The organism is Kineosphaera limosa NBRC 100340 (genome assembly GCF_000298215.1).
Lineage (GTDB): Bacteria > Actinomycetota > Actinomycetes > Actinomycetales > Dermatophilaceae > Kineosphaera > Kineosphaera limosa.
In genome coordinates, this window is the sequence record NZ_BAHD01000052.1 from 25,571 (window position 1) to 51,150 (window position 25,580).

At 70.6% G+C, this 25,580-nt stretch carries 24 protein-coding genes; 15 read left to right on the plus strand and 9 right to left on the minus strand.

From position 1 onward, the window contains the following. Window positions 1-3: 3 nt before the first annotated feature. Window positions 4-597 carry an aa3-type cytochrome oxidase subunit III gene (ctaE, locus tag KILIM_RS14465; protein WP_444542771.1) on the minus strand — a complete coding sequence of 198 codons (594 nt, stop codon included), beginning with the start codon at window positions 595-597 and terminating at the stop codon, window positions 4-6. A 341-nt stretch (window positions 598-938) separates the two neighbouring features. On the opposite strand from ctaE, the gene KILIM_RS14470 reads away from it, so the two are divergent. Further along, window positions 939-1,415, plus strand: a complete 477-nt coding sequence (locus tag KILIM_RS14470) for a response regulator transcription factor (protein WP_006593459.1) — start codon at window positions 939-941, stop codon at window positions 1,413-1,415. A gap of 13 nt (window positions 1,416-1,428) precedes the next feature. Next, entirely contained in the window at window positions 1,429-2,511 is a 1,083-nt protein-coding gene (gene trpD / locus KILIM_RS14475; RefSeq protein WP_006593460.1) for an anthranilate phosphoribosyltransferase, read from the plus strand. Between the two features lie 33 nt (window positions 2,512-2,544). Here the strand turns inward: trpD and KILIM_RS14480 are convergent, their stop codons facing one another. Together KILIM_RS14480 and KILIM_RS14485 are read right to left on the minus strand one after the other, a co-directional pair. Continuing rightward, complete coding sequence (locus KILIM_RS14480; protein WP_006593461.1) at window positions 2,545-2,823, minus strand: Lrp/AsnC family transcriptional regulator; 279 nt, start codon at window positions 2,821-2,823, stop codon at window positions 2,545-2,547. Between the two features lie 19 nt (window positions 2,824-2,842). Further along, complete coding sequence (locus tag KILIM_RS14485) at window positions 2,843-4,615, minus strand: DEDD exonuclease domain-containing protein (protein ID WP_157551730.1); 1,773 nt, start codon at window positions 4,613-4,615, stop codon at window positions 2,843-2,845. Window positions 4,616-4,784: 169 nt separating this feature from the next. Here KILIM_RS14485 and KILIM_RS14490 point away from each other — a divergent pair, with 169 nt between their 5' ends. Both KILIM_RS14490 and KILIM_RS14495 read left to right on the plus strand, forming a co-directional pair. Further along, window positions 4,785-5,021 (plus strand): hypothetical protein, encoded by a 237-nt coding sequence (locus KILIM_RS14490; protein WP_006593463.1) that lies wholly within the window; start codon window positions 4,785-4,787, stop codon window positions 5,019-5,021. A 106-nt stretch (window positions 5,022-5,127) separates the two neighbouring features. Then, window positions 5,128-6,252: a hypothetical protein gene (locus tag KILIM_RS14495; protein ID WP_006593464.1), complete on the plus strand. Its 1,125-nt coding sequence runs from the start codon at window positions 5,128-5,130 to the stop codon at window positions 6,250-6,252. 77 nt (window positions 6,253-6,329) lie between these two features. Here KILIM_RS14495 and KILIM_RS14500 read toward each other — a convergent pair whose 3' ends face one another. Beyond that, the gene (locus KILIM_RS14500) at window positions 6,330-8,138 is read right to left on the minus strand and encodes an AMP-dependent synthetase/ligase (RefSeq protein WP_006593465.1); all 1,809 of its coding nucleotides are present in this window, start codon (window positions 8,136-8,138) and stop codon (window positions 6,330-6,332) included. Between the two features lie 256 nt (window positions 8,139-8,394). Between KILIM_RS14500 and KILIM_RS14505 the strand changes: the two genes are divergently transcribed. Genes KILIM_RS14505 through KILIM_RS14520 form a run of 4 tightly spaced genes read left to right on the plus strand, consistent with a single transcriptional unit; the run spans window position 8,395 to window position 11,375 of the window. Continuing rightward, window positions 8,395-8,844, plus strand: a complete 450-nt coding sequence (locus KILIM_RS14505; protein ID WP_006593466.1) for an SRPBCC family protein — start codon at window positions 8,395-8,397, stop codon at window positions 8,842-8,844. Next, window positions 8,841-9,332, plus strand: a complete 492-nt coding sequence (locus KILIM_RS14510) for a hypothetical protein (RefSeq protein WP_006593467.1) — start codon at window positions 8,841-8,843, stop codon at window positions 9,330-9,332. The genes KILIM_RS14505 and KILIM_RS14510 overlap by 4 nt, the downstream gene beginning before the upstream one ends. Before the next feature lie 7 nt (window positions 9,333-9,339). Continuing rightward, window positions 9,340-10,290 (plus strand): ROK family glucokinase, encoded by a 951-nt coding sequence (locus tag KILIM_RS14515; protein ID WP_006593468.1) that lies wholly within the window; start codon window positions 9,340-9,342, stop codon window positions 10,288-10,290. After that, a complete protein-coding gene (locus KILIM_RS14520) occupies window positions 10,290-11,375 on the plus strand; it encodes an ROK family glucokinase (protein ID WP_006593469.1) in 1,086 nt (361 codons plus the stop codon). Before KILIM_RS14515 ends, KILIM_RS14520 begins: the two co-directional genes overlap by 1 nt. A gap of 57 nt (window positions 11,376-11,432) precedes the next feature. Here KILIM_RS14520 and KILIM_RS22510 read toward each other — a convergent pair whose 3' ends face one another. Next, window positions 11,433-12,032 carry a hypothetical protein gene (locus tag KILIM_RS22510; protein WP_006593470.1) on the minus strand — a complete coding sequence of 200 codons (600 nt, stop codon included), beginning with the start codon at window positions 12,030-12,032 and terminating at the stop codon, window positions 11,433-11,435. Beyond that, window positions 12,025-12,837 (minus strand): alpha/beta hydrolase, encoded by an 813-nt coding sequence (locus tag KILIM_RS14530; RefSeq protein ID WP_006593471.1) that lies wholly within the window; start codon window positions 12,835-12,837, stop codon window positions 12,025-12,027. Before KILIM_RS14530 ends, KILIM_RS22510 begins: the two co-directional genes overlap by 8 nt. A 178-nt stretch (window positions 12,838-13,015) precedes the next feature. On the opposite strand from KILIM_RS14530, the gene KILIM_RS23380 reads away from it, so the two are divergent. The 5 genes from KILIM_RS23380 to KILIM_RS14555 all read left to right on the plus strand — a co-directional run bounded on the left by KILIM_RS23380 (window position 13,016) and on the right by KILIM_RS14555 (window position 18,267). Beyond that, entirely contained in the window at window positions 13,016-14,182 is a 1,167-nt protein-coding gene (locus tag KILIM_RS23380) for a lysophospholipid acyltransferase family protein (protein ID WP_006593472.1), read from the plus strand. A gap of 9 nt (window positions 14,183-14,191) precedes the next feature. Beyond that, window positions 14,192-15,382, plus strand: coding sequence for a MacS family sensor histidine kinase (macS, locus tag KILIM_RS14540; RefSeq protein ID WP_006593473.1), 1,191 nt, complete (start codon window positions 14,192-14,194; stop codon window positions 15,380-15,382). A gap of 33 nt (window positions 15,383-15,415) precedes the next feature. Further along, on the plus strand, window positions 15,416-16,105 hold the full coding sequence (locus KILIM_RS14545) for a response regulator (RefSeq protein ID WP_006593474.1): 690 nt from the start codon (window positions 15,416-15,418) through the stop codon (window positions 16,103-16,105). A 133-nt stretch (window positions 16,106-16,238) separates the two neighbouring features. Continuing rightward, window positions 16,239-17,579, plus strand: coding sequence for a class II 3-deoxy-7-phosphoheptulonate synthase (locus KILIM_RS14550; protein WP_006593475.1), 1,341 nt, complete (start codon window positions 16,239-16,241; stop codon window positions 17,577-17,579). A 55-nt stretch (window positions 17,580-17,634) separates the two neighbouring features. Further along, window positions 17,635-18,267, plus strand: a complete 633-nt coding sequence (locus KILIM_RS14555) for a molybdopterin-dependent oxidoreductase (protein ID WP_255247666.1) — start codon at window positions 17,635-17,637, stop codon at window positions 18,265-18,267. A 64-nt stretch (window positions 18,268-18,331) separates the two neighbouring features. Here the strand turns inward: KILIM_RS14555 and KILIM_RS14560 are convergent, their stop codons facing one another. Beyond that, window positions 18,332-20,554, minus strand: coding sequence for a Stk1 family PASTA domain-containing Ser/Thr kinase (locus KILIM_RS14560; RefSeq protein ID WP_051988805.1), 2,223 nt, complete (start codon window positions 20,552-20,554; stop codon window positions 18,332-18,334). 129 nt (window positions 20,555-20,683) lie between these two features. Next, complete coding sequence (locus KILIM_RS14565) at window positions 20,684-21,844, minus strand: LysM peptidoglycan-binding domain-containing protein (protein WP_006593478.1); 1,161 nt, start codon at window positions 21,842-21,844, stop codon at window positions 20,684-20,686. A gap of 252 nt (window positions 21,845-22,096) precedes the next feature. Between KILIM_RS14565 and KILIM_RS14570 the strand changes: the two genes are divergently transcribed. After that, window positions 22,097-22,525 carry an Rv2175c family DNA-binding protein gene (locus tag KILIM_RS14570; protein WP_006593479.1) on the plus strand — a complete coding sequence of 143 codons (429 nt, stop codon included), beginning with the start codon at window positions 22,097-22,099 and terminating at the stop codon, window positions 22,523-22,525. A gap of 406 nt (window positions 22,526-22,931) precedes the next feature. Here KILIM_RS14570 and KILIM_RS14575 read toward each other — a convergent pair whose 3' ends face one another. Continuing rightward, entirely contained in the window at window positions 22,932-24,014 is a 1,083-nt protein-coding gene (locus KILIM_RS14575; RefSeq protein ID WP_006593480.1) for a polyprenyl synthetase family protein, read from the minus strand. A 64-nt stretch (window positions 24,015-24,078) separates the two neighbouring features. On the opposite strand from KILIM_RS14575, the gene metF reads away from it, so the two are divergent. Continuing rightward, on the plus strand, window positions 24,079-25,041 hold the full coding sequence (gene metF / locus KILIM_RS14580) for a methylenetetrahydrofolate reductase [NAD(P)H] (RefSeq protein ID WP_051988807.1): 963 nt from the start codon (window positions 24,079-24,081) through the stop codon (window positions 25,039-25,041). Window positions 25,042-25,580: the final 539 nt, after the last annotated feature.

A 25,580-nucleotide genomic window follows, 5' to 3' on the forward strand; every position in this document is an offset into this window, starting at 1 on the left:
GTACTACCTGAGCAGGTAGATCGTGGCCCAGAGCGCGATCCAGACGACATCGACGAAGTGCCAGTAGTACGACGTGACGATCGCGCCGGTGGCTTGTCGATGGGTGTAGGTGCGGGCTGTGAAACTTCGGCCGATGATCAGCAGGAAGGCGACCAGACCGCCGGCCACGTGGATCGCGTGGAAGCCCGTGGTCATGTAGAAGGCCGACCCGTAGGCGTTGGAGTAGAGCGTGACGCCGTGCATCGTCAGCTCGGCGTACTCGAACACCTGACCGGCCACGAAGATGCCGCCGAAGATGTAGGTGAGTACGTACCACTCACGCATACCCCACCCGCGCAGGTCGAAGATGCCGCCGATGCGCGACCCCCGGCCCTGCTCAGCGCGGTGCACACCGATCTGGCACCAGACCGAGGAGATCACGAGGATCAGGGTGTTGACGGTCGCGAACGGCACGTTCAGCTTCGGGGTCTCCATGGCCCACAGATCGGGGCGCACGGCGCGCAGCGTGAAGAAGATCGCGAACAGACCAGCGAAGAACATCAACTCGCTGGACAGCCACACGATGGTGCCCACGGCCGCCATGTTCGGTCTGGTCACAGGGCCGTGCCCGGGGATCGCCCTAGAGCCCGAATGACCAGAGCCCGAGTGCGCCGGCGGGTGCGATGAAGGTGAGGAAACGGTCGCCACGAGCGCCATTATGGCCACAACTGGCCCGGCTATGTGCCGTTGGGGACCGATTGGGCGCGTTGCAGGTTGGTGACATCCCCCAGATTCGTGCGCCGTCTGGTCGGTGAGCCGCCCCCGTGCCTGCCGCTCGGGGCTTGTCGCTCGGGCTCCCGCTCGTCTCCCGGTTCACCCCGCCAACGGGCGAGGGACACGCGGTGTTCCGCGACCGGGTCGCGGCACGGGCGGGGGCAGCTCCTGGGTAGGATCGGCCCATGACGGCAGCAGAGGGCGCTCACGAGCACACCGGTGAGAGCAGGAGCCACCAGGCCACCCATCGCGTGCGCGTGCTGGTGTACAGCGACGACCGAACGACGCGCGAGGCAGTTCGGATGGCCGTCGGGCGCCGCCCCAGCCGAGACGTCGAGGTCGAGTCGTGGCTCGAGTGCGCGACGGCCGATGCCGTCATGTTGGCCGCGCAGAGCGGCGACCACGACATTCTCGTGCTCGACGGCGAGGCCACCCCCTACGGTGGCCTGGGTCTGTGTCGGGAACTGAAGCACTCGATCTATCAGTGTCCCCCGGTCATCGTGCTCACCGCCCGCCCGCAGGACGCGTGGTTGGCCTCCTGGTCCTACGCCGACCACGCGGTGCCGCAGCCGCTGGACCCGATGGCCATGGCCGACGCCATCGCCCGAGTCGCGCGCCGCCGCGAGGCGATCGGCGCGGGCTCGGACAACTCCGCGCACTGAGGTGCCCACGCACGTGTCGGCGACGCACGACTCCGGCGTCGACGTGACTCCGACGTGGGGTCAGGTTCTCAATTCACTGCTCGGCGGAGCCGACCTGGCGCCGCACGAGGCGACGTGGGCGATGGAGCGGATCATGTCGGGGGAGGCCTCGGCGGCGCAGATCGCGGGCTTCCTGGTGGCGCTGCGCGCCAAGGGTGAGACGAGCGCCGAGATTCTGGCGGTGGCGGACGTCATGCTGGCCCACGCCAACCGCATCGAGGTGCCCGGCCCGGCGATCGACATCGTCGGCACCGGCGGCGATCGGGCGAACACCGTGAACATCTCGACGATGGCGGCGCTCGTCGTGGCGGCCGCCGGGGTGCGGGTCGTCAAGCACGGCAACCGGGCCGCCTCGTCCCGCTCCGGTACCGCCGACTGTCTTGAGGCCCTCGGCGTCGACCTGAGCTTGGAGCCGGAGCAGGTGGCGGCCGTGGCCGAGCCGGCCGGCATCACGTTCTGCTTCGCCCAGAAGTTCCACCCGTCGATGCGGTACGCCGGGCCGGTGCGCGCCGAGTTGGGCGTGCCGACGGTGTTCAACGTGCTCGGGCCCCTGACGAATCCGGCGCAGCCCGAGTTCGCTGCGGTCGGCGTGGCGGATGCGCGGATGGCGCCCCTCGTGGCGGGCGTCTTCGCCTCGCGCGGCAAGCGCACCGCGGTGTTTCGGGGCGACGACGGTCTCGACGAGTTGACGTTGACGACGACCTCAGCGCTGTGGTGGGTCGACGAAGGTCGGATCGTGCGGCTGACTGTCGATCCCACGCGCGTGGGCCTGGAGAACGCACCGCTGGAGACGCTGCGCGGCGGAGACGCCGAGCACAACGCCGCTGTGGTGCGGCAGGTCTTCGACGGCGTGCGCGGACCGATTCGCGACGCAGTGCTGCTCAACGCCGGGATGGCCCTGGCTGTGGCCGACGGGCAACGGATCAGCGACCAGGAGAGTCTGGACGCGGCGCTGCAGCGCGGGATCGACGCGGCGGCCGCGGCCATCGACTCCGGGAAAGCCACGCAGACATTGGAGCAGTGGAGCCGGATCACCCAGCAGGCCGGGCGCGGCTAGCCTCGCCGAGCCCAGCGCCCCGCGAAACAGACCTCAGTCGAGCCCGATGGCGAAGGCCGCCTCGAGGTCGTGCCGACTGTAGGTGCGGAACGAGATGTGGGTGCGGGTCGACGTGATGCCCGGCACCTTGTTGATGTGGTCGGCGATGACGTCGGCGAGTTGGTCGTGTTCGCGCACCCGGACCATGGCGATGAGGTCGCAGTCTCCGGTCACGGAGTACACCTCGGAGACGCCGTCGAGTTCGGCGACAGCCTCGGCGACCTCGGGAATCCGGGCGACATCGGCGGTGATGAGGACGATGGCTGAGATCACCTCGTCACTGTAGCCGTGCTCACCAGTCGACCGGGTGCCGCGTCGTGCGCCGGGGCTCCAGCAACGCGGCGGATGCGCCCAGCGGGCAGGTCCAGGCGCCGTCGACCTCGACGAGGCGCACCCCATCGGTGTCCAGCCAGCGCAACAACAGCTCGGTCTCCTCGATGAGGGTGGTCGCCGCGGGGACCGCGGGCGCCTCGACCACCTCGGCCGTAGCCGTGCACGCGGCGATATAGGGCATCGGGTCGGCGCCGCGGGGTGTGCGGGTGGCCCCGGCCATGCGCCCATGCCGCGCGCACACGATCTCCCACCCGCCGAGCGGGTGTCGGCGAGCGGCGACGAGATGCGCGACCCCCGTCAGGGCGGCGACTCGCTGGGCCCGGTCGATCGCGCGGGACAGGGAGCGGAGGCGGTCGCGGGCGAGCGCCGCCTCTTCGTAACGCTCGTCCTGCGACAGCTGCCGCATGCGGTGCCCGAGCAGCCCGAGCACTTCGCGCGAACTGCCACGCAGCGCCTCGCGCAGCTGCTCGACGACGGAGCCGTAACCGGCCGTGGCCGCACCCAGCGTGCAGGGTGCCAGGCAGCGGTCGAGGTCGGCGAGCATGCAGGCAGGTGACGCGCGGGTGCGGGAGAGCCGTTTGCTGCACTGCCGCAGGGGCAGCACGTCGTGCACCCCGTCGATGGCGGCCTGCGCGTCGTGCACCGAGGCAAACGGGCCGGCGTAACAGGCGCCGTCGGGGCGCAGGTCGCGCACGATGGACAGCCGAGGGAAGGCCTCGATGGTCACCTTGACCCAGGGCCGACGGTGTGGCCGCCGGGAGCGCCGGTTGTACGGCGGCTCGTGCTGCGCGATGAGCCGCAACTCCCGCACGGCGGCCTCCAGGGGGGTGGCGCAGACGATCGGCGTGACCGACTCGGCGAGATTGACCATCTCGGCCATGCGCGAGCGCTGCTCCGACGCCGTGAAGTACGTGCTGACGCGCCGCCGGATGTCGACGGACGTGCCGACGTAGAGCACCCTGCCCCGTTCGTCACGAAACTGGTATACGCCCGGTGCGCTCGGCAGATCGCGAGCCAGATGACGCTTGCGGCGCTGCGCCTCGCTGACCCGCCCGGAGTAGGCGAGAAGCTCCTCCAGAGTGTGCACGCCGAGGTTGCCGACGCGCCCGATGAGGGCGTGCAGCACGTCGACGGTGGCGCGCGCATCGTGCAGCGCCCGATGGTCGGGGGTCTGCGTGGCGCCGAAGAGCCGCGCCAGGCTCGCGAGTTTGTGGTTGGGTGCCTCGTCGCGGCCGACGAGTTGACGGGCCAGTTTGACGGTGTCGAGCACCTGATAGCCGGGCCAGTCGATGCCGAGCCGGTCGGCCGCCGCCCGCAAGAAGCCGACGTCGAACGGGGCGTTGTGAGCAACGAGGACGCTGTTGCCGACGAACTCGAGAAAGCTCGGCAGCACCGTGGCGATGCGGGGCGCGCCGGCGACCATCGAGTCGGTGATGCCGGTGAGCACGCTGATGACGGCCGGGATCGGCTCGCCCGGGTTGACCAACGTCTGGAACTGCCCGAGCACCTCGCCGCCGCGCACCTTGACCGCGCCGATCTCGGTGATGGCGCACTCGATGCTGCTGCCGCCAGTGGTCTCCAGGTCGACCACGACGAAGGTTACCTGCGCCAGCGGGGTGCCCAGGTCGTCGAAGGTCGCTTGCACGCCGTGCGCGCGGCTGGCCTGGGCCGTCCGACCGGCGGGCGCCAGGGCGGGGTGGATCGGCAGGGTCGGAGTGGGGGTCGACGACATGGCCCAGACCGTAGGCGCGAGCACCGACAACATTCGCGGGCCGCGCCGGTCGGGCAAGCTTGTCAGTGGTCCCATCTAGCGTTTCGGGCAACGTCGACAACGACGAGTCGTGTCGGTGGCCTGGCCGCCGGCAGCAGCCGATCCGGCATCAGTCAACGAGGAGGGCACCATGCGTGACATCAGGTCCGGCAGCATGCTCATGGATTGCGCGACCTGCCCGGTGCGCGAACGGCATTGCGGTGAGTGCATCGTTCCGGTGCTGCTCGACGCCGCTCCCGGGTTACCCCTGGACGACAACGAGCAGCGGGCCATCGACGCGTTCGTCGCGGCCGGCATGCTCGATGGGCGCGCGGCCGTTCGGTTGCGGGCCTGGCCCGAGCCGTGGGCCGGCGAGCGGGTCGGCTGACGCTCATGGCGCACGGTCACCACGCCGCTGCGGGTCGGCCTTGACCGGGCCCTCGGGCAGGTCGCCGACCCCACGAGTCCGTCCCGGGGCGCTGGCCGCAGTCGTCGTGGTGCTTGTTGTCGTCATCGTGGCGGTCGTTGTCGCCGTCGGCGGCAGGGTCGGGCCGCCCGCGGCCGAACGCGGCGACGCTGCGGCGACGGCCGTACAGACGGCACCCGTACCCACGGCACCCGCGCAGGCGGTACCGACGTGGGTGCGTGCGGCCCTGGCGGGGTCACCGGTGTGGAGTTTCGCCGACGTGCGCGTCCGGGTCGAGGCGGTGCCGGCGGTCGCGCGGGGCGCGACGAGGAGCATCACGCCGGAGAGCGACGCTGCCGGTGCCCCGGAGGCTGCGGAGGCCGGCGAGGCCCGCGGCGAAGTGGCGGTGGTGGGTGTCGGCGACGCGGCCACACTCGCGCAAGTCGGGCAGATCGGGGTCGAGGCGGTGCAGGCCGTGGCGCGCGAGTGGCATCGGCCGTGGTCGCACCGCCTCCTCGTCGTCGTCCCGGCTGATCGGGCGCAGTGGCACGCCGTGGCGGGCACAGACCCAGGCACGGGCACAACGGGCACAGGCACGGGAACGGGCACCGACGGGGGTTTGGGCTCGAGCGCGGCGGCGGGGGCGAGCACGGGAAAGGGGGCAGCGACACAGGGGCCGGCGGCGGCACGCAACGGGGTGGCTCCGGCGATGACGGTGTCGGCGCCCGACGGGTCGGCGTATGTGGTGCTCGACCCGCACGCGTGGGCGACTGCCAGCTCGCCCGGGCGCCGGGCGTTGCTGATCCACGAGGCGGTGCATGTGGCGGTGTGGGCCGATCCGCAGACCGCGCGGCATTCTGCGCCGGCGTGGCTGGCGGAGGGATTTGCCCAGTTCGTCGCCTACGGCCAGATCGGGGCGGACGTTCACCTGATTGCCCCGGAGCTGCTCGACCGGGTGCGGCGGGAGGGCCCGCCGGTTGAGCTGCCGACCGACGAGCAGTTGGCGCTGGAGGGGCCGCAGCGGCTCGACGGTTACGCGCAGGCTTGGCTTGCCTGCCTCACACTGGCCGACTTGGCCGGTCCAACCGCCCCCGCCGAAGCCATGGCAGCAGGCGGGCCTGATCGCCCCGGCGGCCCCGGCGTGGCAACCGCGAAACTGCGGGGCGCCTGGCAGGCCGATCTTGTCAGGCTCGCGGGGTCCGGACCGTCGTGACGTCGACCGGTACCAGGGTGACCCCGGTTCAGGTTCAGGTTCAGGTTCAGACCGCAGTGACCCCGGTGACCCCCGGCTCAGACCACTGTGGAAGGGCTGTTGGCGTACAGCGCCTCGATCTCGTCGCCGAAGTCCCGGTAGATGGCGGGGCGCTTGAGCTTCATCGACGGCGTCAGGTACCCACCGGCCTCGGTGAAGTCGGTGCGCAAGACGCGGAACTCGCGGATCGACTCCGCGCGACTGACGGACTTGTTGGCGCGGTCGATGGCCTGTTGCAGGTGTTCGTGCACGTACGGGTCGTCGTAGGCCTCTTCCAACGTGATGTTCGGCCGGTCGTGCGCCTTGCCCCAGGCGGGCAGCATCTCGCTGTCGATGGTGACCAGGGCTGCGATGTACGGTCTCCGGTCGCCCACGACAAGACACTGGGAGACGAGGGGGTGTGCTCGCACGACGTCCTCGAGCACGGTCGGGGCGACGTTCTTGCCGCCGGCCGTGACCAGCAGTTCCTTCTTGCGCCCGGTAATCGTGAGGTTGCCGTCGTCGTCGAGTTCACCGATGTCGCCGGTCTTGAGCCAGCCGTCCTCGGTGAACGTCTCTCGGGTGGCCTCTTCGTTCTTGTAGTAGCCGCGGAACACGCCGACGCCGCTGGCCAGGATTTCGCCGTCCTCGGCGATCCGGATGCCGACCCCGGGCAGTGGCTGGCCGACGGTGCCGATGCGGATGTGACCCGGCACGCACACGTTGGTAGGCGCCGTCGTTTCGGTCAGGCCGTAGCCCTCGAGCACATTGATGCCGACGCCGCGGAAGAAGTGCCCCAGGCGCGGGCCCAGCGGGGCGCCGCCGCACACGGCGTAACGGACCTGGCCACCCATGACCGCCCGCAGCTTCGAGAAGACGATGATGTCGAACAGCTTGTGCTGCGCCCGCAGGAGCAGCGACGCTCCGCCCTCGTCGAGGGCGCGGCTGTAAGAGATGGCGGTCTTGGCGGCGAGCCGGAAGAGGCGGCCCTTGCCTTCGGCGGCCAGGCGCTGATCGGTCGCGTTGTAGATCTTCTCGAAGACCCGCGGCACGCACAGCAGGAACGTCGGGCGGAAGGACTGCAGGTCGTCCATGAGATTGGTGATGTCCGGCGAGTGCCCGATGCGGGCGCGGGAGTAGAACGCGAGCACCTCGATGAGCCGCGCCAACACGTGCGCCAGCGGCAGGAACAGGATCGTCGAGGACCCGGGAGCCACGACGTCACCGACTGCCAGCTTGGTGTTCTCGGACAGATCGAGGAAATTGCCGTGCCGCAGCTCGCAGCCCTTGGGTCGACCCGTGGTGCCGGAGGTGTAGATGATCGTCGCGATGTCGTCGCGCGTGGCGACGTTGGCCCGCTCCCGCAGCGTCGCTTCATCGACCTCGGCGCCGGCCTCCGCCAGCTCCTCAAGATGCCCGGCGTCGATCTGCCACACGTGCTTGAGAGCGGGCAGGTCGTCGCGGACCGAGGCGACGCGCTGGGTGTGCGGCTCCAGCTCGGTGATGATCGCGACGGCTTCGCAGTCGGAGAGGATCCAGGAGACCTGCTCGGCGGAGGAGGTCTCGTAGACGGGCACGGGCACGGCGCCGGCGGTCCAGATCGCGAAGTCGCACAGGGTCCATTCGAACCGGGTGCGGCTCATGAGGGCGACCCGGTCGCCAGTCTGAACCCCGGCCGCGATCAGTCCCTTGGCGATGTCCTCGACCTTGTCCGCGAACTGTCCGTACGTCAGGTCGCGCCAGCTTTCGCCGTCCCGTACGGAGAAGGCGACGCCCTCGGAGCCTTCGTCGGCGTTGTACCTGGCCAACTGGCCGAGGTTGCTCATCGTGGTGGGCTGGGCGATGGGATCGACGATGATCTCCTGCATGGCGACACTCCATGTCCTTCTGCGGTGCCGCGGCCGATGCGCAAGGGCCTGGCCACGGCGTTAGTTATCTCGACGGTAACCGACCGACCGGCTGATCGACATCACCACGGAGCCCGACGGGCGCCTCGTGATGGGTGGTACAGGCACCTCATGGGTGGGAGACCCCACAGGTGGGCAACGGCGCTTCGGCTCCCCGAGGGCGCCGTCGCGGGCGGGGCACACGCGCGACGGTCCGCGCCCGGTAGCGTCTACCAGCATGGCCCAGCACACCGAATCCGCTGTAGTTATCGAGGCGCCCGCCGAGGCGGTGCTCGACGTCATCGCCGATCTGGAGTCCTACCCGACGTGGGTCAAGGGGCTGCAGACGGTCGAGGTGCTCACCGAGGACGAGGGGTGGGCGGACGAGGCGCGCTTCTTGTTGGACGCCGGGGTCATCAAGGACGACTACGTGTTGCGCTACACCTGGGATGTCGAGGAGGACAGCACGGGCGTCGTCTCCTGGGAGTTGGTGCGTGCGCAGAACCTGACGGCCATGGACGGCTCGTACACGTTGGTCGCCGAGCCGGGCGGAACGCGCGTCACCTATCGGCTCGCGGTGGATCTGCGGATGCCGCTGCCGGGGATGCTGCGGCGCAAGGCCGAGCGCTCCATCGTCGAAACGGCCCTGACCGACCTCAAGGCGCAGGTGGAGGGAACCACCCGATGAGCTCAGCCTCACTCGAGGCCGACGACGGTGACGTACCCGACGATGAGGCGGCGGGCGGCCATTTCGAGGCCAACTCGCCGCCATCGCAGGAGTCCGGTCCGTCGCGGTTGGAGGAGGAGCGGCGGCTGCTCATCGAGGCTCTCACCGGGGCCTTCGGTGCCTACGTGCCCACGGCCAAGACTGGTGGTGACCAGGCGGCCGAGGGGCAGAGCGAGGCCCACGGCACCGCCGGGTCAACCCGCGCCGGGGCGGACTTCGATGGCCCGGATGCTGCGAGGACCGCGGGCGCGCAGGCACAGGTAGGGTGCGGGCAATGCGGCTGCAAAGCGCCCCGCGCCTGCACGGTCTGCCCGATCTGTCGGACGGCGGCCGGTGCCCTGGACCCTGCGTTGTTGGAGCGGGTGGCTGACGCGGCGCAACTGGTGGCCGAGGGTTTGCGCGCCGCGGCGCGCAAAGTCGCCGCGATGGACGAACGGGATCGGAGTTGACCTCAAGATGACGACAACGGTGGGCATCGACATCGGCGGCACCAAGATCAGTGCCGGCGTCGTCGACGAGCACGGCACGATCCTGCTCTCCGAGCGTTCCGAGACGCCGGCCAAGGAGCCGGACGCGATTGTGGCGACCGCGAGCTCGCTGGTCCGTCGGCTGCGAGCCCAGCACGACTTCGAGGCGGTCGGGGTGGCCTGCGCCGGCATGGTCGACGCAGAGCGCTCGATGGTGCGTTTCGCCCCGAACATCGCGTGGCGAGACGCCCCGATGAAGGCGATGCTGGAGGAGCAGATCGAGCTGCCGGTCGTCATCGAGAACGACGCGAACGCTGCGGCCTGGGGCGAGTTCTTGTACGGGCCGGCGCGCGAAGTCAACGACATGGTGCTCATCACGATCGGCACGGGGGTCGGCGGCGGGGTCGTCTTCGACGGTCAGTTGATGCGCGGCGCGTTCGGCATCGCCGGTGAACTCGGCCACCTGCGGGTCGTGCCGGGCGGGCACCTGTGCGGGTGCGGTAACCGCGGCTGCTGGGAGCAGTACGCCTCCGGCAACGCCCTGGTCCGCGACGGGCGCGAACTCATGCGCACGGCACCGGGGCTCGCGGCCGGCCTGGCCGAGGCCTCCGGAGGGAGCCCCAAGAAGCTCAAGGGGCCCGACATCACGAAGGCCGCGCAAAGTGGTGACGCGGCGAGCATCGAGCTGCTGCAGGACCTCGGCCGATGGATCGGAGAGGGGGCCGCGTCGATCGCCGCGATCCTGGACCCGAGCATGTTCGTGCTCGGCGGCGGGGTCGCCGAAGCCGGTGACCTGCTGCTCGAGCCCGCGCAGTCTGCTTACCGGCGCAACCTCTCCGGTCGCGGCTACCGCCCGGAGGCCACGTGGGCACTGGCCCATCTGGGCAACGACGCGGGGGTCATCGGCGCCGCCGCTCTGGCCAGGCCGGACGCTCGCTGATGGGGCAGAAGTTCGCCATCGGCATCGACATCGGCGGCACGAAGGTCTCCGGTGGGCTGGTCGATGAGTCCGGGCGCATCGTCGGCCGGGCCCGGCGGGACACCCCGGAGCGGTCGAAGTCGCCGCGGATCGTGGAGGACACGATCGTCTCGGTCTTCAACGAGCTGATGGACGGGGTGGCCGCCGACAAACCCGGCGGGGATGCCGATGAGGTGGCGGCGGTCGGTATCGGTGCGGCGGGCTTCGTCGGCGCCGACGGCGCGACGGTCGTGTTCGCCCCCCACCTATCGTGGCGCAACGAGCCGCTGCGGCGTTCGCTGAGCGACCGGATCGGGCGGCCGATCTTCGTCGAGAACGACGCGAACGCGGCGGCCTGGGCGGAGTGGCGCTACGGCGCGGCGCGCGGCGAATCCCATCTGGTGATGATCACGTTGGGCACGGGTATCGGTGGCGGCCTCATCGTCGACAACCGCTTGCAGCGTGGCAAGTGGGGGATCGCGGCTGAGTATGGGCACATGCAGGTGGTGCCGGACGGCCAGCGATGCGAGTGCGGCAACCGCGGCTGCTGGGAGCAGTACGCCTCGGGCAATGCGCTGGTGCGGGAGGCACGGTCGATGATCCTGGCCGGCTCTCCGGTCGTGCAGGATCTGGCGGCGCGCGTCGACCACGACCCCAGCCAGCTGACGGGCCCGCTCATCACGGAGGCGGCCAAAGCCGGGGACCCGACGGCGCGGGAGTTGCTGGCGGAGGTCGGCCACTGGCTCGGCGTGGGGCTGGCCAATATCGCGGCCGCCTTGGACCCGGGCCGTTTTGTCATCGGTGGCGGTGTGAGTGCGGCCGGTGATCTGCTCATCGCCCCGGCGCGAGACACGTTCCGCCGCAAGCTGACCGGGCGCGGATACCGCCCCGAGGCCCAGGTCGTCGCCGCCGCGCTGGGCAACGACGCCGGCCTCATCGGCGCCGCCGACCTGGCCCGCGTGCAGGCGGCTGGTGGTGTGGCGGGCGACGCCTCCAGCTCCGGCGATGCGGCTCACAGCGCCCGACGCGGCACCGCGCCCTGCCCCCCGCACCGCGACAGCATCTGACTCGGCTTCCGCCAACCGCTCAGCCCCTTTTCGCATCGCTGCCACGTGGGGCGGGGTTCAGACGATGGCGCCGTCGTCGTCGTCCTCGTCGCGTTGCTCGCGCTTTGGGAGGCGGGCGACGAGGATGGCGAAGCCGGCAACGGAAAGGGCGATGGCCAGGCCCGCATAGAGGCGGGGGCCGCTGGTGACGGCGATGTAGACGAGCCAGAGGGGGCCGCCGATGAGACCGATGAGTGCTCCCCAGAAGCCCAGGTCACCCGCGGGTAGCGGGCGAGGTGGCGGGGGGACGAAGTCCTCGTCCGGTTCCTCCGGGGGTGAGTAGCTGCGCCAGCCGGGCTGCTCCGCCCCCTGGCCGAACACGGCGGAGACCGAACGATCGGACTCGCGCCACGACGCCGAGCTGGGCGGGTCGGCATCTGCGGCGAGCGGGCCGGTCGGATCGTCGGTCGCGTCGTCCCTCGGCCGATCCGGGGTGGCGCCGGATCCCTGCTCGCCGGGCTCGAGGTGCTGCTCGACGGGCTCGAAAGGAGGGGCGTTGGGGTCGCGACGGTGGCCGGGGTCGTGGTGCCAGTTGGCGACGATGTCGGCGAATCGGTCGGCGTAGTCGCTTTCGGTCAGGGCCGGCTCGTCGCGGGGATCCTCGGGGCGGTCAGGCATCGGCCGCAGCCTCCCGATCGTCGGTGGCGGCCCGCGTCGGATGGGCGGCGGCCACCCGCTCCACGAACCGCAGCGACTCCGCGGCGAGCAGCTCGGCGTCGTTGTCGAGCGTGGCCACGTGATAGCTGTCGGGCAGTTCGAGCACGGTGACATCTGCGGAACCCACCGCGCCGAGAAACAGCCGCCAGCTGGAGGCCGGCACCACATGGTCCTCCAGGGAGTGCGCCAGCAGCACTGGCACCTGTACGTCGCCGAGCCCAGCGACCGTTCGCCGCCACAACTGCACCTGAGAGCTCAACGCGCGCAACGGAATCCGGTCGTAGGACCACTCCGGCTCGCCGTCGGCGCGGTGCACGTCGTTGCCGATGCCGGGCAACGAGGGCAGCACCCGACTCAGGAACGGCAGGGCGTGCATGCGGGGGTCGTCGACGCGGAACGCGGGATTGATGAGCACGAGCCCGTGCACCGACTCCGGATGCAGCTGGGCCAGGCGGGTGACCAAGGCGCCGCCCATCGACAGGCCCACCGCCACGACGACCCGGCAGCGAGCGTGCAACTCGACGAAGGCCGACTCCAGACCGGCGTACCAATGCCGCCACGTGGTGTCGTTGAGCTGCTGCCACGTCGTGCCGTGACCCGGCAGCAACGGCGCCCGCACGGAGTAGCCGGCAGCTGCGAAGGCTTGCGCGAGCGGCCGCACACCTTGCGGCGACCCCGTGAAGCCGTGACAGACGAGAACCCCGACGTCACTGCCGTCGTGAGTGAACGGGCTCAGATCGACCGACCGGCCGACAGCCTGCGTCATGTCCCCTCCTCGTCGACGCGCACACTTCGATTCTGTCACGTTGGCGCGCTAGGCCGGGAAGCCCGGCGGGTGGGGGCGTTAGAGTGCGCCCGTCACGCACCGAACTTTTCCCTGCCCCGCGCGCCCTCGTCCCGGGCCCGCGAGCAGGCCCGACTTCTACCGACCCAGCGAGGTGTCCATGCTCTATTGGGTGCTCAAGCACATCCTGCTCGGGCCGCTGATGAGCGTCTTGTTCCGCCCCCGGGTCGAAGGGGCCGCGAACGTGCCCCGGTACGGACCAGCGATCCTGGCGAGCAACCACCTGTCTTTCTCCGATTCGCTGTTCCTGCCGCTGGTCGTCGACCGGCGCATCACCTTTCCGGCGAAGATGGAGTACTTCACCGACCGCAGCCTCATCGGCCGGCTCAAGGCGTTCTTCTTCCGCGGCACCGGCCAGATCCCCATCGACCGCACCGGCGGACAGGCCTCGCGGGCCGCTATCGACGCCGGCCTGGCGGTGCTGGCCCGCGGCGAGCTGTTCGGCATCTACCCCGAGGGCACGCGATCACCGGACGGGCGGCTCTACCGCGGCAAGACCGGCATCGCGCGGATGGCGATCGAGGCGGGCGTTCCGATCATTCCGGTCGCCATGATCGGCACCGACAAGGCGCAGCCCACCGGTCAGAAGATCCCGCACATCACGCCGATCGGGGTGCGCTTCGGCACACCGATCGACGTATCGCCCTACGCGGGTCGGTCGGACGACCGGGCGGTGCTGCGCCAGATCACTGACGAGGTGATGGCCTCGCTGGCGCAACTGTCCGGGCAGGAATACGTCAACGAGTATGCGGCCGTGCGCAAGGCCGCGATCGCGCAGAAAGCCGAGGAACTCTTGGCCGCCGCGCGGGTCGAGTCCGAGCGGGCGCGCGCCAAGGCCGAGGAGCTCGTGGTGTCCGCCCGAGCCGAAACCGAGAAGGCGCGGGTGCGCGCCGACGAGCTGGTCGCCTCCGCCAAGGCCGAGTCGGAGCGTGCGATGGTGCGGGCCGATGAGTTCGTGGCCTCGGCGAAGGCCGAGTCGGAGCGGGCACGGGTGCGAGCCGATGAGTTCGTCGCCTCCGCAAAGGCCGAGTCGGAGAAGGCGTGGGCCAGGGCTGACGAGTTCGTCACCTCCGCGGTCGACCGGGCCCGCGCGCGCCGCGACCGTGACGACACGCCCGACGACACGCCCGACGACACGCCGGACGACGGGCCCGACGACCTACACGGACCGGAACGGACGCCCGACGAGCATGACGACGCCGCGCCCACTCCTCGCGGCGACGCAGCAGAGGGCTCGGGGACGCCCCGAACGGCGGCCACGGGCTGAGCGGGGGAGGTGGTGCGCACGCTGCTGCCGCCGATCCGCGGGGCCGACGCCCAGAGCCCCTCGGTGCATTCGCTGTGGGATGCGGTCGACCTCTACCGGCTGTTCGCGCTGCTCTACGCCTGCTACGAACTAGCTGGTCGACTCGATGAGTTGCGTCGCCCGACGGGGGGCTGGGTGGTGCTCGCGATCCTCGGCGCCTGGACGCTGTGGCTGCTCGTGCACCGTCGACGCAACGACCGGCAACTGGTCATCGAGCTGTGTCTGGCGGTCGCGGCGATCCTGTCGACGATATGGATCGATGATCCGCAGATCCGGCACGCCGGCGCCTCGACGATCCCCGGCATCTGGGCCGGCGCCATCGTGCTGGCGGCGGGGGTGGGGCGCGGGCCGGTCGCCGCGCTGGCGGCGTGGGCGATCATCGTGGTCGCCGATGTCATCGAGATCGGCACCCCGACCGAGGGGACGATCCACAACGTCTCTCTGCTGTTCATCATGGCCCTGGTCGCCGGGCTGACCTCTCGCGCGGCCCGCAGCGGCGACGAGGCACTGCGCGAGGGGCTGCGGCTGCGCGCGGAGCAAGCCGAGCGCGAGCGGCTGGCGCGCACCGTGCACGACGGGGTGCTGCAGGCGTTGGCGTTCATCCATCGTCGCGGCGACGAACTCGGTGGTGCCGCCCGCGACCTGGGTGACCTGGCCGGTCGGCAGGAGCAGCGGCTGCGCGGGCTGATCACCGGCCGCCCCCTGGAGCCGGTGCCGCTGGACGGGGTTGCCGATCTCACCGGGATGCTGCGGGCCCTGATCGACGAACGCGCCGTGGCCGACGAGCGGGGGAGTAGCGCGCAGATCGCGGCGCCGGCGGATCCAGTTGTCGTGCCGGCGCGGCGGGCACATCCGCTGGTGGCTGCGGTGGCGGCGGCGCTGGACAATGTCGCCGCGCACGCCGGCCCCGATGCCCGTACCTGGATCCTCGTGGAGGAGGAGGACGAGGAGGTCGTCGTGACGGTGCGCGACGACGGGGTCGGCATGGCCGACGGACGCCTGGCGGAGGCCGAGGCGGCCGGTCGGCTCGGCGTCGCCGCGAGCATCGTCGGCCGGCTGCACGACCTCGGCGGCGACGCGACGTGCCGCAGCGCCCCCGAGGCCGGCACCAGTTGGGAATTGCGGATGCCGCACGGTGACCCCGCGGAGCAGCAAAGATAGGAAGCGGTCCGTGATGGGACTGACGGGAGGGTCATGACCCAGACACACGAGATCACCGTCGTCGTCGCCGACGATCACCCGATGTGGCGCGAGGCGGTGGCACGCGATCTGACCGAGGCCGGCTACCAGGTTGTCGCCACGGCGCCGGACGGCCGACGGGCGCTGGCCCGCGTCGTGGACTTGCGCCCCGACGTCCTCGTGCTCGACCTCAACCTCCCTGAGCTCGACGGCCCGCAGGTCTGCCGCGGACTGCGCGACGCGCAGTGCGAGACAAAGGTGCTCATCCTGTCGGCGAGCGCCGAGCACGCCGACGTGCTGGCCGCCGTGCGCGAAGGGGCCACCGGCTACCTGGTGAAGTCGGCGCGGCGCGAGGAGTTCCTTGCCGCGGTCGACGCGACCGCCCGCGGTCGCGCGGTCTACACCCCGGGTCTGGCGGGGCTGGTACTGGGGGAGTACCGACGGATGGCCCGCGAGGAGGACTCCGGCACTCACCGGCGCGACTCCCCTCCGGTCCCGCGGCTGACCCCTCGGGAGACCGAGATTCTGCGCCTGGTCGCCACGGGGCTCTCGGCGCGCCAGATCGCCGCCCAACTGGTGCTCTCGCACCGCACGGTGCAGAACCATGTGCAGAACACCCTCGGCAAGCTGCAACTGCACAATCGGGTCGAACTCGTGCGCTACGCCATCGAACACGGGTTGGACGAGCCGCCCGTCGAAGGCTGACCGGGCGAGCCCGCGACTCCGACGCGCCACCGACGCGCCACCGACGCGCCACCGACGGGCCGCCCTCGCGCGGGGCTCGTGGCGGCGTCCGGACGGTGGTCGAGTTCGGCCACCGCGCGTGGGTTGCCTACCCTTGACCCTCGTGACCGCATCTTCTCCGCTGACCTGGCCCGATCTGCCAGCCAAGCAGCAGCCGACCTGGCCCGAACCGCAGGCTCTCGAGGAGGTCTCCCAGACCCTGGCGTCCTTGCCGCCGCTGGTCTTCGCCGGCGAGTGTGACATTCTGCGCCAGCGGCTGGCCGACGCCGCCAATGGCGAGGCGTTCGTGCTCATGGGCGGCGACTGCGCGGAGACGTTCGCGGCAGCGACCGCCGACAACATCCGCGACCGCATCAAGACGATCCTGCAGATGGCGGCGGTGCTCACGTACGGCGCGAGCATGCCGGTGGTCAAGGTCGGGCGCATCGCCGGGCAGTTCGCCAAGCCGCGCAGCAAGGACACCGAGACCCGCGGCGCGACGACCCTGCCGGCCTACCGTGGCGACCTCGTCAACGACTTCGAGTTCACCGACTCCGCGCGACAGCCCGACCCGAAGCGCCTGCTGCAGGCCTACCACACGAGCTCCGCCACGCTGAACCTCGTGCGCGCCTTCACCCAGGGCGGTTTCGCCGACCTGCGCTTCGTGCACGAGTGGAACCGCGGGTTCATCGCCAACTCCGCGAACGCCCGCTACGAGCGGACGGCGCACGACATCGACAAGGCGATGCGCTTCATGGCGGCCTGCGGGGTCGACTTCGAGGAGATGCGCCGCGTCGACGTGTGGGCCAGCCACGAGGCGCTGGTGCTGGATTACGAGAAGCCGCTGACCCGCATCGACTCGCGCACCGGGCTGCCGTACGCAACCTCCGGGCATTTCGTCTGGGTCGGCGAGCGGACTCGTGACCTGGACGGCGCGCACATCGACTTCATCTCCCGCGTCAGCAACCCCGTCGGCATCAAGGTGGGCCCGACCGCCGACCCCGCGCAGATCGTGGAGTTGGCCCGCCTGGTCAACCCCGACGAGCAGCCGGGTCGGCTCACGCTCATCACCCGCATGGGGGCCGGCACGATCCGCGAGGCGCTACCGGCGATCGTCAAGGGCGTCACGGACGCCGGCATCGAGGTCACCTGGGTGTGCGATCCGATGCACGGCAACACGTTCGAGTCGCCCAGCGGGTACAAGACGCGCCGGTTCGAAGACATCGTGGAGGAGGTGCGCGGCTTCTTCGACGTGCACCACCAGCTCGGGACGATCCCCGGTGGCATCCACGTCGAACTGACCGGCAACGACGTCACCGAGTGCCTCGGCGGCGCGATGCACCTCGGCGACGCCGACCTGGAGCGTCGCTACGAGACGCTGTGCGACCCGCGCCTGAACCACCAGCAGAGCCTGGAGCTGGCGTTCGTCGTCGCGGAGATGCTCGCCGCTCGCTGACCGCGTCGTTCGGGCCGCTTACAGCGGCTTAACGAACAGCGCTTAGCCTGGGAGTGTGGTGGATCACGACGACAGCCCTGGTGACGGGTCGGGTGAGCGGAGCAGCGACTCCGGTCACCCGCACCCGCTGCCACCTGGGCAGCGTCTGGTCGAGGCGCGCCGGCCCAATCACTACGGTCGGGTGCCGCGGGTCGATCTGCAGACCTGGCGGCTGACGATCAGCGGGGCCACCGCCGACGGTGCTGAGCACCGCTTGTCCTGGGGTGAGTTGGGCGAGTTGCCGCGCACCGAGTTCGTCGCGGATCACCACTGCGCCTCCCGCCGCACCTTGGCGGATGTGCACTGGGCCGGAGTGGGCTGCCGCGACCTGCTGGAGCGCTTCCCGCCGGCGCAGACCGCGCCATACGCGTTGGCCTACGCCTCGTACGGATATCACAGCAATGTCACTGTCGACGACCTCCTCGCGCCGCAGGCGCTGCTGGCGACCCACATGAACGGGCAGCCGTTGGCGCCCGAGCACGGCTGGCCGCTGCGCCTCATCCTGCCGCACCTGTACGGCTGGAAAGGGCCGAAGTGGTTGGTGGCGTTGGAGTTTCACCACGAGCCGCGCCGCGGCTTCTGGGAGCAGCGCGGGCATCACTTCACCGGAGACGTGTGGCGCGAGGAGCGGTTCGCCCACCAGGAGTGAGCGGTGGAGCCGGCGGCTGACCGAGGCTGAATCCCGCCTCTGTTGAATCCCGCGTCTGGCCGCGTCAGACGATCCTGAGAGTGATGGTCGAGCCGCGGGGGGCGCGCTGGCCGCCGGCGGGATCGGTGGAGTGCGCCGTGCCGAACAGGCCGCCGGCGATGCGCTCGATGCGGACGGTGAAGCCGGCCGATTCCAGCTCGCGTCGGGCCTGGTTGGCGTTCTCGCCACGGACGTTCGGAACCGCGACCATATCTGGCCCCTTGGACACGACGAAGGTCACGGTGTCGCCGCGGTACACGGTGCCGGGCCCGGGCGACTGGGTGAGGATGGCCCCGGCCGGGACGCTGCTGCTGAACTCCTCGCCGCCGCGCACGACCGCCACACCGGCCTCTTCGAGGGCCTTCTCGGCGTCGCTGACCGGCTTGCCACGCCAGTCCACGAGCTCGATCGGCTCCGGGCCGCGGCTGACCGCCAGCCGCACCTCGGTGCCCGGCTTGAGCTCGGTGCCGATCTTCGGGGTCGTCTGGTAGACGCGCCCCACCTCGACCGTGTCGTGGTACGCCTCCCGAGTCGGGCCGACCGTCAGGCGCGTGTCGCTGATGAGCTGCGCGGCCTCCTCCGGGGTCTTGCCGGTGACATCGGGCACCGCATATCGCTCCGGGCCCAGCGACATCGCGAGCGTGACCGTGGAGTAGCGCCACGCCGGCTGACCGCCCTCGGGTTCGGTGGAGATCACTTCGCCCTTGGGTACCGTCTCGGAGTACTCCTCGACGATTTGCGTGCGCAGGTCGACGCCCTCGAGGGCAGCCAAGGCTGCGTACTGCGTCGTGCCCGCGACTGGGGGGACCGGGCGTTCTGATCCGGGGCCGGCCATCGCGTACCAGGTGCCGCCGCCGGACAAAGCGACGATCAGCGCTGCGACGATCGCGATCCGACGACGACGAGAGGGTGCGCGACGAGCGCTGCGCCCGTCCTTGCCCGGGTCGTGCCCCGCGGCCCCGATCGCGACCATGGCCTCGCCGATCGACGTGGCCGAGGCGGCCGAGTCGGTGCCTTTGTCGGTGGACTTGCCGGTCGTTTTGTCAGGGGAAGCTGAGGCAGCCGCAGTGGGCGAGGCAGGACGGTCGCCGCGGTCGACCTTGATGACCTGCGTGGCGCGCGCCAGGATCCCTGTTTTGTTGAGGTTGCCCCCGGGGTCTGTGTCATTCGTGGCTGACAACGACGGACCCGGCCCACTCTGTGAGGCACCGACAGCGCCGCCGGAGGCTGCCGCCGCACCTGCCGCCGCACCTGCCGCACCTGGGGCACCGGTCGTCTTGGCAGTGCGCCTCCTTGTGCCGCCACTTCGCCGGGTCATGGCCTTCGTCTTGGTCGCAGCGGCCTCTTTCGTATCGGAGGTCGAACTGGTGGCCGTGGTGGGTCGGGTGTCGAGCTGCTCGGCGGTGAGGCCGTCGCGGGAGGCCCGCAGCATCTCCAACCATTCGCCGGCGTCGACGGGCCGGGCGTCAGGGTCGCGGCGCGTAGCGACCCCGACGAGGTCGTCGAGGGCGGACGGGAGCCCCGGGGCGTGCTCGGAGGGTGCGGGTAGGCGGCCGTGCACATGCTGGAAGGCCACGTGGATGGGGGAGTCGCCGTGCACGGCCTGCCGGCCGGTCAGCATCTCGTGCAGCATCAGGCCCGCGGCGTACACGTCGCTGCGGGCGTCGGCGACTCCGCGTTCGACCTGCTCGGGCGCCAGATAGGCGACGGTGCCCATGAGGGTGCCGGTCAGCGCGGTCGCGGTCGTGCTGGCGACGGCGCGAGCCAAGCCGAAGTCGGCGACCTTGACGACGCCCTCGGTGGAGAGCAGCACGTTCTCCGGTTTGATGTCGCGGTGCACGATGCCGGCCCGATGGGCCGCCGCGAGCGCCGAGAGCACCTCCTCCATCGTCCCCAGCGCCTCGCGCGGGGTCAGCGCGGTGGCCTGCCGCAGCCAGGCCCGCAGGGTGGGGCCCTCGACGAGCTCCATCGTGAGAAAGACGACGCCCTCGTCCTCCCCCTGGTCGTGAACGGAGACGACGTGCGGGTGATTCAGCCGCGCGGCCGAGCGGGCCTCCTTGCGGAATCGCTCGACGAAGGTGGGGTCGCGGCTCAGGTCGGCGCGCATGACCTTGAGTGCGACGTCGCGCTCGAGGCGCAGATCGACGGCTGCGTACACCGATCCCATGCCGCCGTCGGCGATATGGCGCACGACACGGTATCGACCGTCGATTACGCGGTCGATGAGAGTGCGCTCGGCCAGGGCCACCTTGGCAGTGTAGGCGGGCTCCGCTTGCTCCCATGGTGCGACCCGCGGGAGCCACCCGCATCCCCGGCTCTGTTCAGCAAGAACACTGGAAGCTCCCAGGGAGCAGGGGCCCCTCACTCGAGAGCCGACTCAGCCGAGCCGCTCCATGTGGGCCTTGACGTTGAGGATGTAGCGCGTGGTATCGCGGTAGTAGCCGTTCTGTCGCACCGACGTCAGGCCCTGGTAGTAGGCGCCGATCACCTCGTCGAGGTTGTGGGCGCTGCGGCCCAGGCTGCGCAGCAAGGCTACGCCGCAGGTGATGTTGTCGTGGGTGTCGAGCAGGTCGAGGTCGCGGTCGACGTGCCCGGAGACCCAGCCGCCGGTGCTCGGCAGGCATTGCATGACCCCGATGGCGTTCTTGTGCGACACGGCCCGCTGGGTCCAACCGGACTCCTGGTAGGCGATGGCCACCGCGAGCACCGGGTCGACCCCCTGGCGGCGCGCCTCGGCCGCCACGAGTCGGCGAGTCTGCGTGCGGCTCGGCACGTCCTTGCGGTTGAGGTGGGCGCGATTGGCTGCCGCCGAGTCGGAGAGGCGTTGGGAGGCCGGAGCCGTGCCCTGCACCCGCGTGCCCACGATCCGGAGTTGCTGTCCCGGGTGCAGGGTCGTGTCGGCGGAGAGGTTGTTGGCCTTGAGAATGCTCGCGCGCGACACGCCGTACCGCTGCGCGATGAGCCCGAGGCCGTCGCCGGGGCGCACCTGTACGACGATCGTGCGGGTGCCCGCGGCGCCCGCACGAGACGCGGTGGCCGCCACGCGTGCCGCGGCGCGGCCCTGCGGGATGGTCAGGCGCTGCCCGGGGCGAATGATGTCGGAGCTCAGGCCGTTGGCCGACCGTAGCGAACCGACTGTCTGCCCGTACCGGGCGGCGATGCCCGAGAGCGTCTGTCCGGGGCGTACGACGTGACTGCCGTCGCCGGAGCGGGCCGTACTGGTCGCGGTGCTGCCGCCCCCTGTGGGGGCCGGTTGCCCGGTCGGTCCGAGCAGGGTCCCGCCGGGGAGGGCGAGCACCTGGCCGGGCCGCAGCGTCGCCTCCGCGTTGGCCAGCATGTTGCGGGCGACGATCTCTTCCACGGTGGTGCCGCGGGACAGGGCCAAAGCGAGCAGGGTGTCGCCGGGACGCACCACATAGCGGCCCCAGCGCTGCGTCGCGGCGGGTGCGGTCACCGCCGGCGGCCGCTGCATCGCTGCGTAGGTCTCGGGAAAAGGCAGAGTCGGGGCGACGACGGCGCCGGCGAACGGGATCGGCACGGGGGTTCCTTCCGAAGTGGACGGTCCGTAGGAGGAGCCGGGGCGGGGGGCGTGAGCGCCGTTGCGGGTGCGAGGTCTTCGCGCGCGAATCTAGCGAAAGGCGCCGTCGGGGTCGGGGATGTCGGCCTCGCCCGGCGCGCCCCGCCCTGCCTCGTCCGACCGCTGATCCGCTCCCGCTCCGCACCCGGATCCAACGGTCGATCTAACTGTCGATCCGACTGTCGCTGGCGACCGGTGTGGCACTGTAGGGGCGTGTCCAGCCACGACTCCGCCACCGATCCCGCCGGCCCCCCGGCCGCTCTCGCCGCCGACGCCGCGGCCGACGACTCCCTCGACGCACTCGTGTCGCAGTGGCTGTCCGTGCCGGAGGCTGCTCAACTGCAAGGGATCTCGCTCTCGGATGTGCGCGGTCAACTCAAGGAGCGCCAACTCGTCGGGGTGCGCCGCGGTCCGAACAACGCGGTGGCGATCCCGGCGGCCTTCGTCACCGACGAGGGGCCCCGCCCCCAGCTGCGCGGCACGGTCATGGTGCTCGCCGACGGCGGCATGAGCGACGCCGAGCTGGTGCGCTGGCTGTTCACCCGGGACGACACGCTGCCCGAGGACGGCACCCCGATCGGCTGCCTGCTGGCCGGGCACAAGACCGAGATCCGCCGCCGCGCCATGGAGACCGCCTTCTAAGGGGATTCAGACACCCTCCCGAGGAGCCTGCCGACGCTGCTTCGCGGGAGAATGCACCAGACAAGCCCGGCCCGCAGGCGGGCCGTGTTCTGAGCCAGTCCTGAGCCCACCACAAGGCCCGAGCTGGGCGCTTCCGTCTGGTCGTAGCGACTTCTCGACGTACCCGGGAAAGCCGACCGATTTCGCCAGGGCGCTGACCTGCAGCGATGCGAATGGTGTGATGGGTGTCGCGTCACGAGTACGTCGAGAAGCCGCTACGTCTGCCAAGACCCTGTGGGTGGGCCCCCTGACCCACGACCCGGCCGCGCTGACGGCGCACTTGGATACGCCTCGAGCGCCGGGGTGTCGTCGCGCGGCATGCGGGAGAAGCCGCTGAAACATCGCGGTGCCCTGGTCGCGCCAGGGGTCAGGTGGTGCGGGCCGTCGAGAGGCGGGCCAGTTCCAGCAGCGCGTCGCGACCTTCGTCGCTGAGGCCGCGCACTGAATCCAGGGCTGTGAGGGCCCTGGTGGTACGGGCCTCGATCATCTCTTCGAGGGCGTCCAGCCCGCCGGAGTCACTGATGACCTCGCGTAGCTGCGCCACCTCCTCGTCGGTCAGATCCGCGCCCAGCCCGGCGCTCAGCTGCTGCGATTGGGCCGGTGTGGCGCGCTCCAGGGTGAGCGCCAGCAGCACCGTGTGTTTGCCTTCGCGCAGGTCGTCGCCGGCCGGTTTGCCGGTCTCCTGCGGGTCGCCGTAGACACCGAGGATGTCGTCGCGCAGCTGAAAGGCCTCGCCGATGTCGAGCCCGAAACGCGACAGGTGCTCGCGGTCCGCGGGGCCGACACCCCCCGCGTCGGCACCGATGAGCAGAGGTTGTTCGACGGAGTACTTGGCGCTCTTGTAGCGCACCACCTGCCGGGCGGCGGCGATGCGCTGCTCGTGACCCAGCGACGACCAGCCGCGCACGGAATGCAGGATGTCGAGGTACTGGCCCGCCATGAGCTGGGTGCGCATGCGGTCGAAGACGGGCCGGGAGCGAGCGAGTTCGTCGCCACCCAGCCCGCTGGTTGCCATGATCTCCTCGCTCCAGACCAGGCACAGGTCGCCGGCCAGGATCGCCCCGGCCTGGCCGAAGCGGCCGGAGTCGCCGAGCCAGCCGTGCTTGGCGTGCGCGTCGCGCAGGTGCACGTGGGCGGTGGGGGCGCCGCGGCGGACGGCGCTGTCGTCCATGACGTCGTCGTGCAGCAGCGCGGCCGCCTGAAAGAACTCCATCGCACTGGCCGCCCGCAGGGCTGCTGCGTCGTGCTGCCCGCCCATCGCGCGGTATCCCCAGTAGCAGAACGCGGCCCGCAGGCGTTTGCCGCCTTGCAGGAGTTGGGTGATGACCTCGAGCAGGCCAAGTCCGTCGTCCCCGAGCTCGGCGAGTACCTCCCGCTGGTGTGCCAGCTCGGTCTCGATTTCGGTCTGGACGCGACGACGCAGGTCGTGCAGGTCGCGTACACGGCTCACGGTGGGTCCTTCCGGATGCTGGTGCCCGCAGCCTACGGTGTGCGGCCTCGCCTACGCTGACCGCATGCTCCATCGCCCATCCATCCCCGATCTGCTGCGCTCGGATCGCCCCGCGTTCAGCTTCGAGTTCTTTCCGCCCAAGGACGACGCCGCGGAGGCGACGCTGTGGGAGGCGATCCGTCGCATCGAGCAGGTCGACCCCGCGTTCGTCTCGGTGACCTATGGCGCCGGGGGCAGCACTCAGGACCGCACGGTCCGCATCACGGAGCAGATCGCGCAGGTCACGACGTTGGAGCCGATGGCTCACCTGACTTGCGTCGGGGCCTCGGTCGCGCAATTACGTGAGGTGATCGGCGCGTACGCGGCGGCCGGCATCCACAACGTTCTGGCGTTGCGCGGCGACCCGCCCGGTGACGCCCGCGCCACCTGGGCGCCGCACCCGCAGGGCCTGAGCCACGCCGACGACCTCGTGCGGCTGATCAGCTCGCTGGGCTCGTTCACGGTCGGGGTGGCGGCCTTTCCCGATGTGCACCCGGAGTCGCCGGACCTGGGTCACGACGTCGAGGTGCTCGTCCGCAAGGCCGACGCCGGCGCCCAGTTCGCCGTGACGCAGATGGTCTTCGACGCCGACACCTACCTGCGTCTACGTGACGAGGTGGCGGCCCGTCGGGAGCTGCCGATCGTGCCGGGTCTCATGCCGGTGACCAACTTCGCGCAGATCGCGCGCATGTCGCAGCTCATGGGTACGCCGCTGCCTGCGGCGGTCATCGCTCGGCTCCAGCCGCTGGCCGACGACCGGGCCGCGCTGCGCGCCGAGGGTGTCGCGATCGCCACCGAGCTGGGGGAGCGGATGCTCGCCGAGGGCGCCCCCGGCCTGCACTTCATCACCATGAACCGCTCGACCGCGACCCTGGAGGTGCTGGGCCGGCTCGGCGGCATCCCGACCGATTGCCAGCGGCGCATCCGCGCGGGTGCCCGCGCCAGCCGCCCGGTGGCCGCCGCTGCCAGCCCGGTTGGCGCGGCCTGAGGTGGGCGATCGCGGCGAGCGATCATCCTCGTTCAGGAACGGTCGATAGGACGCTCAGCGAGGCCTGCTCGGCCTCATCGTTGACCATATCCCGGCGCTTGCAGCGCAGGGCGTAAAGGTCACCCTGGTCGACGCCGACGAGGAAACGAACTCGGTGCTCGTGGAGGTCAGTAGCGACGTGGCGCAGGCTGAAAAGGAACTCAGGCGCATTGCCGGGTCAGTGCCGATGACCGTCGTGACGTCGCAAACTCCGGTAATCCGACCCTATTGACGGTGGCTTTCGCCAACTCCCGTGGTTCTCGGTCGTGCCCGTCGAGGGCAGGGAGTCTGGGGGCGCGTGACAGGGGATCGATAAAAGGATCAATAGCGTTCAGATGTGACGTAGATCATGTCGCAAAGGTGCTGTGTTGCACCCTGGGTTCGCTTGCGGCCCAATGGAACTCATGGCCGGTCGAGTCAATTTGAATTTTATTGTGCCGCACCGGGATTCAGCGATTAGTAGCGTTGCTACTACAAATTATGTTCGATAGTGTTTCCCG

Coding starts and splice junctions, on each gene's coding strand:
- KILIM_RS14515 (WP_006593468.1), top strand. CDS start 9,340: ATGACGACAACGGTGGGCATCGACATCGGCGGCACCAAGATCAGTGCC.
- metF (WP_051988807.1), top strand. CDS start 24,079: ATGCTCCATCGCCCATCCATCCCCGATCTGCTGCGCTCGGATCGCCCC.
- KILIM_RS23380 (WP_006593472.1), top strand. CDS start 13,016: ATGCTCTATTGGGTGCTCAAGCACATCCTGCTCGGGCCGCTGATGAGC.
- KILIM_RS14485 (WP_157551730.1), bottom strand. CDS start 4,615: ATGTCGTCGACCCCCACTCCGACCCTGCCGATCCACCCCGCCCTGGCG.
- KILIM_RS14500 (WP_006593465.1), bottom strand. CDS start 8,138: ATGCAGGAGATCATCGTCGATCCCATCGCCCAGCCCACCACGATGAGC.
- KILIM_RS14505 (WP_006593466.1), top strand. CDS start 8,395: ATGGCCCAGCACACCGAATCCGCTGTAGTTATCGAGGCGCCCGCCGAG.
- KILIM_RS22510 (WP_006593470.1), bottom strand. CDS start 12,032: ATGCCTGACCGCCCCGAGGATCCCCGCGACGAGCCGGCCCTGACCGAA.
- KILIM_RS14520 (WP_006593469.1), top strand. CDS start 10,290: ATGGGGCAGAAGTTCGCCATCGGCATCGACATCGGCGGCACGAAGGTC.
- KILIM_RS14510 (WP_006593467.1), top strand. CDS start 8,841: ATGAGCTCAGCCTCACTCGAGGCCGACGACGGTGACGTACCCGACGAT.
- KILIM_RS14530 (WP_006593471.1), bottom strand. CDS start 12,837: ATGACGCAGGCTGTCGGCCGGTCGGTCGATCTGAGCCCGTTCACTCAC.
- KILIM_RS14490 (WP_006593463.1), top strand. CDS start 4,785: ATGCGTGACATCAGGTCCGGCAGCATGCTCATGGATTGCGCGACCTGC.
- KILIM_RS14545 (WP_006593474.1), top strand. CDS start 15,416: ATGACCCAGACACACGAGATCACCGTCGTCGTCGCCGACGATCACCCG.
- KILIM_RS14470 (WP_006593459.1), top strand. CDS start 939: ATGACGGCAGCAGAGGGCGCTCACGAGCACACCGGTGAGAGCAGGAGC.